The sequence below is a fragment of the Delftia sp. ZNC0008 genome (genome assembly GCF_000799035.1).
Lineage (GTDB): Bacteria > Pseudomonadota > Gammaproteobacteria > Burkholderiales > Burkholderiaceae_C > Comamonas > Comamonas tsuruhatensis.
On the sequence record NZ_JTKZ01000337.1, the window covers coordinates 1 to 9,287 of the forward strand.

General features: G+C 67.1%; 12 protein-coding genes and 1 pseudogene. 10 read left to right on the forward strand and 3 right to left on the reverse strand.

All coding sequences use genetic code 11. The features are described from left to right. Positions 1–174: pseudogene (locus L995_RS32985) on the reverse strand (DedA family protein); the annotation flags it as partial. Positions 175–281: 107 nt separating this feature from the next. Between L995_RS32985 and L995_RS11215 the strand changes: the two are divergent. From L995_RS11215 to L995_RS11240, 6 genes are all read left to right on the forward strand, one after another. Further along, the gene (locus tag L995_RS11215) at positions 282–869 is read left to right on the forward strand and encodes a hypothetical protein (protein WP_016453185.1); all 588 of its coding nucleotides are present in this window, start codon (positions 282–284) and stop codon (positions 867–869) included. 143 nt (positions 870–1,012) lie between these two features. Next, positions 1,013–2,083 carry a tRNA dihydrouridine synthase DusB gene (dusB, locus tag L995_RS11220; protein WP_017406139.1) on the forward strand — a complete coding sequence of 357 codons (1,071 nt, stop codon included), beginning with the start codon at positions 1,013–1,015 and terminating at the stop codon, positions 2,081–2,083. Next, positions 2,080–2,313, forward strand: a complete 234-nt coding sequence (locus L995_RS11225) for a Fis family transcriptional regulator (protein ID WP_016447943.1) — start codon at positions 2,080–2,082, stop codon at positions 2,311–2,313. The genes dusB and L995_RS11225 overlap by 4 nt, the downstream gene beginning before the upstream one ends. Before the next feature lie 44 nt (positions 2,314–2,357). Further along, the gene (gene purH / locus L995_RS11230; protein ID WP_016447942.1) at positions 2,358–3,956 is read left to right on the forward strand and encodes a bifunctional phosphoribosylaminoimidazolecarboxamide formyltransferase/IMP cyclohydrolase; all 1,599 of its coding nucleotides are present in this window, start codon (positions 2,358–2,360) and stop codon (positions 3,954–3,956) included. Continuing rightward, positions 3,956–4,432, forward strand: coding sequence for a c-type cytochrome (locus tag L995_RS11235; protein WP_047471706.1), 477 nt, complete (start codon positions 3,956–3,958; stop codon positions 4,430–4,432). The genes purH and L995_RS11235 overlap by 1 nt, the downstream gene beginning before the upstream one ends. A gap of 2 nt (positions 4,433–4,434) precedes the next feature. Beyond that, positions 4,435–5,034: a DNA-3-methyladenine glycosylase I gene (locus L995_RS11240; protein ID WP_016447940.1), complete on the forward strand. Its 600-nt coding sequence runs from the start codon at positions 4,435–4,437 to the stop codon at positions 5,032–5,034. Between the two features lie 50 nt (positions 5,035–5,084). Here L995_RS11240 and hemL read toward each other — a convergent pair whose 3' ends face one another. Both hemL and thiD read right to left on the reverse strand, forming a co-directional pair. Next, positions 5,085–6,401 carry a glutamate-1-semialdehyde 2,1-aminomutase gene (hemL, locus tag L995_RS11245; protein ID WP_370690594.1) on the reverse strand — a complete coding sequence of 439 codons (1,317 nt, stop codon included), beginning with the start codon at positions 6,399–6,401 and terminating at the stop codon, positions 5,085–5,087. A gap of 74 nt (positions 6,402–6,475) precedes the next feature. Further along, a complete protein-coding gene (thiD, locus tag L995_RS11250; protein WP_016453190.1) occupies positions 6,476–7,435 on the reverse strand; it encodes a bifunctional hydroxymethylpyrimidine kinase/phosphomethylpyrimidine kinase in 960 nt (319 codons plus the stop codon). Positions 7,436–7,550: 115 nt separating this feature from the next. On the opposite strand from thiD, the gene L995_RS31995 reads away from it, so the two are divergent. The 4 genes from L995_RS31995 to L995_RS11265 are packed head-to-tail and all read left to right on the forward strand — an operon-like array spanning position 7,551 to position 9,057. Then, positions 7,551–7,703, forward strand: a complete 153-nt coding sequence (locus L995_RS31995) for a rubredoxin (protein ID WP_017406135.1) — start codon at positions 7,551–7,553, stop codon at positions 7,701–7,703. A gap of 47 nt (positions 7,704–7,750) precedes the next feature. Beyond that, on the forward strand, positions 7,751–8,149 hold the full coding sequence (locus L995_RS11255; RefSeq protein WP_016447937.1) for a response regulator: 399 nt from the start codon (positions 7,751–7,753) through the stop codon (positions 8,147–8,149). Next, complete coding sequence (locus tag L995_RS11260; RefSeq protein ID WP_016447936.1) at positions 8,149–8,514, forward strand: response regulator; 366 nt, start codon at positions 8,149–8,151, stop codon at positions 8,512–8,514. Before L995_RS11255 ends, L995_RS11260 begins: the two co-directional genes overlap by 1 nt. Before the next feature lie 15 nt (positions 8,515–8,529). Continuing rightward, positions 8,530–9,057: a chemotaxis protein CheW gene (locus L995_RS11265; RefSeq protein ID WP_016447935.1), complete on the forward strand. Its 528-nt coding sequence runs from the start codon at positions 8,530–8,532 to the stop codon at positions 9,055–9,057. Positions 9,058–9,287 lie beyond the last annotated feature (230 nt).

The following is a 9,287-nucleotide window of genomic DNA, read 5'->3' on the forward strand; positions in this document are numbered from 1 at the left end:
CCGCGTCGTGGCCACGAAAACCGTCTGCCAGAACAGATCGGGATTGAGCTGGAGCAGGCCGACCACCGCAGGCTCCGAGCCCAGCGGCAGCAGCGTGGCCGAGATCAGGGCCACGATGAACACGGTGCTGAGGCCGAACTGCGGCAGCGCCAGCCAGCCCAGCAATTGATGCATCCAGACTTCCATAGGTGCTGCCAAGTGTAGGTCTGCGCTGGCTGACGCCTTGTCGGCCTGAAGCTATCGTGGGGCCTGGTCCGGAACCACAAAGAACAGGGGGCGTCATGCAGACAGGGCGGATTGCAGGATGGGCGGGATGGGCGGCATTGGGAATGGCAGCAGCCGGCCTGGCCGGCTGCGCCGCGTTGCAGCCATCGCCGGGCAAGGACACCACCGTGGTGGCACAGGCCGCTGCCCAGGCGCCGCCGACCCAGGAGGCCGCACCGACCTCGGCCTGGGGCAAGGCGCTGCAGGCCAAGGGCTGCACCCTGCCGGACCCGGCCGTGGCCGACAGGCTGGAGCAGCTGCAGCGCGAGCTGGAGCCTCTGGGCCTGGAGCCGCGTCTGCAAGGCTGCGTGAGCCTGGCCGGTCCCGAGCCCCGCCCGGCCCTGGTGCTGGACGCCTGGGTGACCGACGGGCGCAAGGCCATGGCCGTGGTGCGCGGCCCGCTGGCCGACGGCGAGGCGCTGGACCTGGGGCTTGAGGCTGGGCAGCAGAAAGCCGGGCTGCAGAAGGTCGGCCTGCGCCCCATGCCCGACGACCAGGTCTCTCCTGACGTGCAATTCAACCGCCGCTGGTGGCAGGGCCGGCTCGGTGCCTACGGGCTGCAGGCCGTTCCGGGCCAGGTGCGCACCTTCGTTCCCACACCATGAAACCGCTGCGCTGTCTTGTTTTCGCCGCTTGGCCGCCTTGACGGCCCGGTTTTAGCCCTGCTGAAAATTTGGGCAGGTACAATCTTGGTCCTTTGTTGCCGCCCGTTTTGTGATCGGCGCGCGCGTTTTCTCCGGCTTTCCCGATGTCCTCCCTTCCCCTGTCCATAGGCCCCCATGCCCTGGCCAACCGCCTGTTCGTCGCCCCCATGGCGGGGGTGACGGATCGGCCGTTCCGCCAGCTGTGCAAGGCCCTGGGCGCGGGCTATGCGGTCAGCGAGATGGTGACTTCGCGCAAGGACCTGTGGAACAGCCTCAAGACCTCGCGCCGCGCCAACCATGAAGGCGAGCCCGGGCCCATCGCGGTGCAGATCGCGGGCACGGACGCCGAGATGATGGCCGAGGCCGCGCGCTACAACCTGGACCGTGGCGCCCAGATCATCGACATCAACATGGGCTGCCCGGCCAAGAAGGTCTGCAACAAATGGGCCGGCTCGGCCCTGATGCAGAACGAGGCCCTGGCCGTGGAGATTGCCCAGGCTGTGGTAGAGGCCTGCGCCCCGCACGGCGTGCCCGTCACGCTGAAGATGCGCACCGGCTGGTGCGACGCGCACAGGAACGCCGTGGTGCTGGCCCGCCGCTTCGAGGAGGTGGGCATACAGATGCTCACCGTGCACGGCCGCACGCGCGAGCAGGGTTACAAGGGCTTTGCCGAGTACGACACCATCGCTGCCGTCAAGGCGGCGGTGCGCGTGCCCGTGGTGGCCAATGGCGACATCACCGGCCCCGAGAAGGCACGCGACGTGCTCGCCTACACGGGCGCCGATGCCGTGATGATCGGCCGCGCCGCCCAGGGCCGGCCATGGATCTTCCGCGAGATCGCGCACTTCCTGGCCACGGGCGAGCACATGGCCCCGCCCCTGGTGGCTGAGCTGCGCCGGCTGCTGCTGGAGCATCTGCAGGACCACTACAGCCTGTACGGCGAAGGCACCGGCGTGCGCAGTGCGCGCAAGCACATCGCCTGGTACCTGCGCAGCCTGCCGGGCGGCGAGGCATTCAGACAACACATCAACACCATCGAGGACTGCGCGGTGCAATGGCAGGCCGTGGCCGACTATCTGGACGCCCTGGGCGCGCAGATGGACCGGATACCAGCCGCCATCGATGCCGGCGCCACAAGCGCCGAATTCGCAGAGCCCGCAGGAATGACAGTATGAGCAACCAGAACATCGAACAATGCGTGCGTGAAAGCCTGGAGGGGTACTTCCGCGATCTCGACGGCGAAAAGCCCAATGGCATGTACGACATGCTGATCCACCTGGTCGAAAAGCCGCTGCTGGAAGTGGTGATGAGCCAGGCCGACAACAACCAGTCCCGCGCCGCCGACTGGCTGGGCCTGAACCGCAACACGCTGCGCAAGAAGCTGCTTGAGCACGACATGCTCTGAGCGGCACGAATTCCCCTTTTTTCAAACTCCCTGCACCGACGCCCATGAACGCCCTGCTCTCCGTCTCTGACAAGACCGGTATTGTCGAATTCGCCCAAGGCCTGCACGCCCTGGGCATCAAGCTGCTGTCCACCGGCGGCACCGCCAAGCTGCTGGCCGAGGCCGGCCTGCCCGTGACCGAGGTCGCCGAAGTCACCCAGTTCCCCGAGATGCTGGACGGCCGCGTCAAGACCCTGCACCCCAAGGTCCACGGCGGCCTGCTGGCGCGCCGCGAGCTGCCCGCCCACATGGCGGCCCTCAAGGAGCACGGCATCGACACCATCGACCTGCTGGTGGTGAACCTCTACCCCTTCGAGGCCACCGTGGCCAAGGCCGGCTGCACGCTGGCCGATGCCATCGAGAACATCGACATCGGCGGCCCGGCCATGGTGCGCTCTGCCGCCAAGAACTGGGCCGACGTGGGCGTGATCACCGATGCCGGCCAGTACGAGGCCGTGCTGGCCGAACTCAAGGCCAACGGAAAGCTGTCCGACAAGCTGCGCTTTGCGCTGTCCGTGGCCGCCTTCAACCGCATTGCCCAATACGACGGCGCCATCAGCGACTACCTGTCCAGCGTGAAGTTCGAGGACGACAAGCTCTCCGAAGCCTACGTGCCAGAGCGCAGCGCCTTCCCCGGCCAGAGCAACGGCCACTTCACCAAGGTGCAGGACCTGCGCTACGGCGAAAACAGCCACCAGCAGGCCGCCCTGTACCGCGACCTGTATCCGGCCCCCGGCTCCCTGGTCACGGGCGAGCAGCTGCAGGGCAAGGAGCTGTCGTACAACAACATCGCCGACGCCGACGCCGCCTGGGAATGCGTCAAGAGCTTCGAGCAGCCTGCCTGCGTGATCGTCAAGCACGCCAACCCCTGCGGCGTGGCCGTGGGCAAGGACGCGCACGAAGCCTATGCCAAGGCCTTCCAGACCGACCCCACCAGCGCCTTCGGCGGCATCATCGCCTTCAACCGCACGGTGGACAAGGCGGCGGCCGAGGCCGTGGTCAAGCAATTCGTCGAGGTGCTGATGGCCCCCGACTTCACGGCCGAGGCGCTGGAAATCTTCAAGCCCAAGGTCAATGTGCGCCTCATGAAGATCGCCCTGCCGGCCGGCGGCGAGCGCGCCTGGGACCAGGGCCGCAACGCCGTGGACGCCAAGCGCGTCGGCTCGGGCCTGCTGCTGCAGACCGCCGACAACCATGAGCTGGCCCTGGCCGACCTCAAGGTCGTCACCGTCAAGCAGCCTACGCCCGAAGAACTGCAGGACCTGCTGTTCGCCTGGAAGGTCGCCAAGTACGTCAAGAGCAATGCCATCGTGTTCTGCAAGAACGGCATGACCATGGGCGTGGGCGCAGGCCAGATGAGCCGCCTGGACTCGGCGCGCATCGCCTCCATCAAGGCCGAGGCCGCCAAGCTGAGCCTGCAGGGCACGGTCGTGGCCAGCGATGCCTTCTTCCCCTTCCGCGACGGCCTGGACGTGGTCGTTGACGCAGGCGCCACCTGCGTGGCCCAGCCCGGCGGCTCCATGCGCGACCAGGAAGTCATTGACGCCGCCAACGAGCGCGGCGTGGCCATGGTCTTCACCGGCGTGCGCCACTTCCGCCACTGATGGCCGGCCAACTGCCTCCTGGCGCAGACGACGAGGGCGACGACGCCCCCCAGCGGCCCCGCTGGCTGGGCTGGGCGCTCGTGGTCTTCATGCTGCTGGTGGCGCTGGGTGTCTTCAACATCGGCTGGCGCATCATGCGCGGGCCGGCTGTCGGGGCCACCACGGCGGCGGCCGCAGCTGCCGTGACAGCCGACGCGCAGCTGGCCGCCGGCAAGGCCCTGGTGGAAGGCAATGACTGCCTGCGCTGCCACGGCCTGGTGCGCCACTACGTGGGCCCGTCCTTCCAGCAGATCGCCGGCCGCTACCGTGGCCGCGAAGATGCCGCCGACTACCTGGCGCGCAAGATCCGCGAGGGCGGGGCCGGCGAATGGGGCCGCGCCATCATGCCGCGCCACCCGCACATCGATACGGCGCAATCCCTGCAGATGGCGGCCTGGCTGCTGTCCCTCCCTTCTCCCGAACCCGGGGAATCCTGACCATGTCCCGCCTGTTCACCGCCCCCGACGGCCGGCCGCGCTGCCACTGGTGCGCGGCCACGGACAGCTACCTGGCCTACCACGACCGTGAATGGGGCTTTCCCGTCACCGACGACCGGCGCCTGTTCGAGAAGCTCAGCCTCGAAGGCTTCCAGTCCGGCCTGAGCTGGCTGACCATCCTCAACAAGCGCGAGAACTTCCGCGCGGCCTTTGCGGGCTTCGACTTCCACCAGGTCGCGCGCTTCACCGAGGACGACGTGCTGCGGCTGCTGGGCGATGCGGGCATCGTGCGGCATCGCGGCAAGATCGAGGCCGTGATCAACAACGCGCAGCGGGCGCTGGAGATGGTGGAGGCGCAAGGCTCGCTGTCGGCCTTCTTCTGGCGCCATGCGCCGGAGCCCGTGACCGGTGGCGGGCCCGTGTCCGAGACGGCCGAGTCCCGGGCGCTGTCCAAGGAGCTGAAGAAGCTCGGGTGGAAGTTCGTGGGGCCTACGACCGTTTACTCGTTCATGCAGGCCATGGGCCTGGTCAACGACCATGCGCAGGGCTGTGCCGTGCGCGATGAGGTCGAACAGGCGCGCCAGGCTTTTCTTCGGCCCTGACGTGAAAAGAGCCCGCAAGGGCGGGCTCGATCGGCAGGTACGGGCCAGCGTCAGAGCGTCTTGAACACTTCGCGTGCGGCTTCGATGGTCTTGTCGATGTCCTCGTCCGTGTGCGCGGCGCTCACGAAGCCGGCCTCGTACAGGGCGGGTGCGAAGTAGTGGCCGCGCTCCAGCATGCCGTGGAAGAAGCGGTTGAAGCGTGCGCCATCGGTCTTCATGACCTCGGTCCAGGTGCTGGGCAGCTCGGGCAGCAGGTAGAAGCCGAACAGGCCGCCCTGGTGGTCCACGCTGAAGGGCACGCCGGCGGCGTCGGCCTCGGCCTTGAAGCCGGCCATCAGGCGGCCGGTCTTCGCGTGCAGGGCGTCGTGGAAGCCCGGCTCGCTGATCAGCTCCAGCGTCTTGAGGCCGCAGGCCGTGGCAATGGGGTTGCCCGACAGGGTGCCTGCCTGGTAGACCGGGCCCAGGGGCGAGAGCTTTTCCATGATCTCGCGGCGCGCGCCGAAGGCCGCCATGGGCATGCCGCCGCCGATGACCTTGCCCAGCACGGTGATGTCGGGCGCAAAGCCTTCGATCTGCTGGGCGTACAGGCTCTGGGCGCTGCCCAGGGCCACGCGAAATCCGGTCATCACCTCGTCGTAGACCATCAGCGCGCCATGCTCGCGCGTGAGTTCGCGGATGCGGCGCGTGAAGGGCACGCTGGCGCGCACGAAGTTCATGTTGCCTGCAATGGGCTCCATGATCACGCAGGCGATCTGGTCGCCGAACTGGGCGAAGGCCTCCTCGAGCTGGCCCACGTCGTTGTATTCCAGCACCACGGTGTCCTTGACCACGTCCTGCGGCACGCCGGCCGAGGAGGAGGCGCCAAAGGTCGCCAGGCCCGAGCCGGCCTTGACCAGCAGGGCGTCGGCATGGCCGTGGTAGCAGCCGTTGAACTTGATGATCTTGTTGCGGCCCGTGAAGCCGCGCGCCAGGCGCAGCGCGCTCATGCCGGCCTCGGTGCCCGAGCTGACCATGCGCACCATGTCCATGGAGGGCATGAGCGAGAGGATCTTCTCGGCCAGCACGACCTCGCGCTCCGTGGGGGCGCCGAAGGAGAAGCCTTCCAGCGCGGCGGCCTGCACGGCGGCCATCACCTCGGGGTGGCCGTGGCCCAGGATCATCGGACCCCAGGAGCCGATGTAGTCGGTGAACTGCTGGGCGTTCTCGTCCCAGAAATGCGCGCCCTGCGCACGGCGCACGAAGCGCGGCGTGCCGCCCACGGCGTTGAAGGCGCGCACGGGCGAATTCACGCCGCCGGGGATCACGGCCTTGGCGCGTTCGAACAGGGGAATATTCAGGTCAGTGGTCATAGTGCAGGAGTCTGCCATGTGCGGGGTACAAGCCAGAGGTGCCAAGCCAAGGGCCTGTGCCGGCCGCGCAGCCGCTCAGGCGGTGGCCTGCCTCAATGCTTGGTGTCATGAGGGGGCATCACGAAGCCTTCGATGGCCTGGGTGTCGGGGTCCAGTTCGGCGAGGGGCTCGGCGGCGGCCTCGGCATCTTCATCCTCGGGCTCGGGCTGGGCCCAGAACATGCGGTCCGGGATGTAGTGGCCCATGCCGGGGCGAAAGCCGCTGTCCAGGCTGCGGTCCAGGTACTCCAGCGCCTCCTGCGTGGCCAGCCCCAGGTCGTTGCCGCTGGCCACCAGGGCCGTCAGCGCGGCCGACAGGGTGTCGCCCGAGCCGGTGAAGGTGGCGTCGAACATCTCGTACTTGCTGTTGCCCAGCACCGACTGCGCCGTGGCCAGCACGTTGTCCACGAACTGGTCGGGCAGGGGAATGCCGGTGACCAGCACGTAGGGCACTTCCAGGGCCTCGGCCGCCATGGCGATGTCGCGCGCCGTGGGGCTGCGGCTGTTGGTCCAGTCGGGCAGCAGCCAGCGCGACAGCGTACTGTGGCTTCCAACCAACACAGACGTTTGCGGAAGAACAAGTTCCTTGAGGGCGTCCATGTACTGGTCGAGCGGGTCTTCCTCCCACCACGACAGGTCGGGCATGTAACAGACGATGGGGATGTCGGGGTAGTCGGAGGCGATCTCGGCAATCGCTGCCAGGTTGCCCGGGCTGCCCACGAAACCGACCTTGATGGCGGACACGGGAATGTCCTCCAGCACGGCGCGCGCCTGCTCGGCCACGGCCTCGTCGTCAAAGGGAAAATGCTCGAAGATCTTGGCCGAATCGCGTGCGTAGGCACCCGTGACCACGGGCAGCGGATGGCCGCCGACCGAGGCGATGGTGGCGATATCGGCCGACAGGCCGCCCGCCCCGCTGGGGTCGCTGGCGTTGAAGACCAGCACGCAGACGGGCGCGGTTTCGTCCATCGGCTCGGTGTCGGGACTGGGGGAGTTGGAGGGGTTCAATGCCATGGCTCAGCCCAGTGTGCGCCCCGCCAGCGAAGGCCGTGGCGGGTGGTTGTGACTAGATACAATCGTTGCATTCTATGTGAAGGCCCTTTAAGCTGTGACCGACCCCAAAACTTGGATGTGCTTGATCTGCGGGTGGATCTATGACGAGGCGCAAGGCTGCCCCGAGCATGGCATCGCACCCCAGACGCGTTGGGAAGACGTGCCCATGAACTGGACCTGTCCCGAGTGCGGAGCACGTAAAGAAGACTTTGAGATGGTCGAAATCTGAGCGCGGGACCACCCGCGCCGACTCATACATTTCCGGGAGGTTTCTCAGTGACGACATCGGGCGCACCCTTGCGCGTACTCGTGGTGGATGACAGCAATACCATCCGCCGCAGCGCAGAAATCTTCCTCAAGCAGGGCGGGCACGAAGTGCTCCTGGCCGACGACGGCTTCGACGCACTGTCCAAGGTCAACGACTACCAGCCCCAGCTGATCTTCTGCGACATCCTCATGCCCAAGCTGGACGGCTACCAGACCTGCGCCATCATCAAGCGCAACGCGCGCTTTGCTGACACGCCTGTGGTCATGCTCTCGTCCAAGGACGGCGTATTCGACAAGGCGCGCGGGCGCATGGTGGGCTGCCAGGACTACCTCACGAAACCCTTCACCAAAGACCAGCTGCTGCAGGCCGTGGAGCAGTTCGGCAAGCAAACCATAGGAGCACTTTGATGCCCATCCGCAAAGTCCTGGTCGTGGACGACTCCAAGACCGAACTGATGTTTCTGTCCGACATGCTGCAAAAGCAGGGCCTGCAGGTACGCACGGCCGAGAATGGCGAAGAGGCCATGCGCAGCCTGGCCGAAGACCGTCCCGACCTGATCCTGATGGACGTGGTCATGCCCGGCCAGAACGGCTTTCAACTGACGCGTGCCATCACGCGCGACCCGCTGTACGCCGACCTGCCCATCATCATGTGCACCAGCAAGAACCAGGAGACCGACCGGGTCTGGGGCATGCGCCAGGGTGCGCGGGACTACATCACCAAGCCTGTGGATGCAGACGAGCTGCAGGCCAAGATCGCGGCGCTGAACTGATCTGGTGCGCTGCCCATGGCGAACCGTGAAGCACTGCGCGATCTGCAGTCCCGTCTGGCTGGCCGCCTTCAGGCCGCACGCAGCGAAGGCGTCAAGGTGGCGGCCTGGCTGGCCGTCCAGGCCGGCGGGCGCAACTACCTGATGCCGCTGGGCCAGTCCGGCGAGATCTTTCCCTGGGCCGGCGTGCAGCCTGTGCCCTATACAAAGCCCTGGTTCCTGGGCATTGCCAACCTGCGCGGCACCCTGGCCGGCGTGATCGACCTGGCCAGCCTGCTGGGCCACGGCGTGACACGCAGCGAACCGGCGCTGGCCGAGTCCAGCCTGCTGGCGTTCAATGCCGCGCTGGAAGTGAATGCGGCCCTGCTCGTGGACCGCCTGCAGGGCCTGCGCAGCGCCGACGCATTCGTGCGCACCGAGCCTGCGCCCGAGCACTCTCCCGCCTTTTTCGGCCCCGTGCATATCGATGAAGCGGGCCACCGCTGGCAGGAGCTGCAACTGCAGCGCCTGTCCCAAACCTCCGAGTTTCTGAGCATTCGCGCCTGAGTTTCTGAAGGTCGTCCCATGTCATTCTTGCAACGTCTTGCAAATCGCTTCCAACGCAAGCCGGCCGACGCCGGCTCCGGTGCGGACAACAGCATGCTCGGAGACACCGTCTCCCAGGATATGTACGCACTCGATGCGTCACTGACCGTGCAGGGCGCCCCCGACGCCATGCCGGGCCGCGACGGCGGCGCAGCCGTTGACCACGACATGGTGGCCCTGCCGCTGCTGGG

Excerpts from the sequence above, each read along its gene's own strand:
- L995_RS11215 (WP_016453185.1), top strand. The coding sequence starts at position 282 with ATGCAGACAGGGCGGATTGCAGGATGGGCGGGATGGGCGGCATTGGGA.
- dusB (WP_017406139.1), top strand. The coding sequence starts at position 1,013 with ATGTCCTCCCTTCCCCTGTCCATAGGCCCCCATGCCCTGGCCAACCGC.
- L995_RS11225 (WP_016447943.1), top strand. The coding sequence starts at position 2,080 with ATGAGCAACCAGAACATCGAACAATGCGTGCGTGAAAGCCTGGAGGGG.
- purH (WP_016447942.1), top strand. The coding sequence starts at position 2,358 with ATGAACGCCCTGCTCTCCGTCTCTGACAAGACCGGTATTGTCGAATTC.
- L995_RS11235 (WP_047471706.1), top strand. The coding sequence starts at position 3,956 with ATGGCCGGCCAACTGCCTCCTGGCGCAGACGACGAGGGCGACGACGCC.
- L995_RS11240 (WP_016447940.1), top strand. The coding sequence starts at position 4,435 with ATGTCCCGCCTGTTCACCGCCCCCGACGGCCGGCCGCGCTGCCACTGG.
- hemL (WP_370690594.1), bottom strand. The coding sequence starts at position 6,401 with ATGGCAGACTCCTGCACTATGACCACTGACCTGAATATTCCCCTGTTC.
- thiD (WP_016453190.1), bottom strand. The coding sequence starts at position 7,435 with ATGGCATTGAACCCCTCCAACTCCCCCAGTCCCGACACCGAGCCGATG.
- L995_RS31995 (WP_017406135.1), top strand. The coding sequence starts at position 7,551 with ATGTGCTTGATCTGCGGGTGGATCTATGACGAGGCGCAAGGCTGCCCC.
- L995_RS11260 (WP_016447936.1), top strand. The coding sequence starts at position 8,149 with ATGCCCATCCGCAAAGTCCTGGTCGTGGACGACTCCAAGACCGAACTG.
- L995_RS11265 (WP_016447935.1), top strand. The coding sequence starts at position 8,530 with ATGGCGAACCGTGAAGCACTGCGCGATCTGCAGTCCCGTCTGGCTGGC.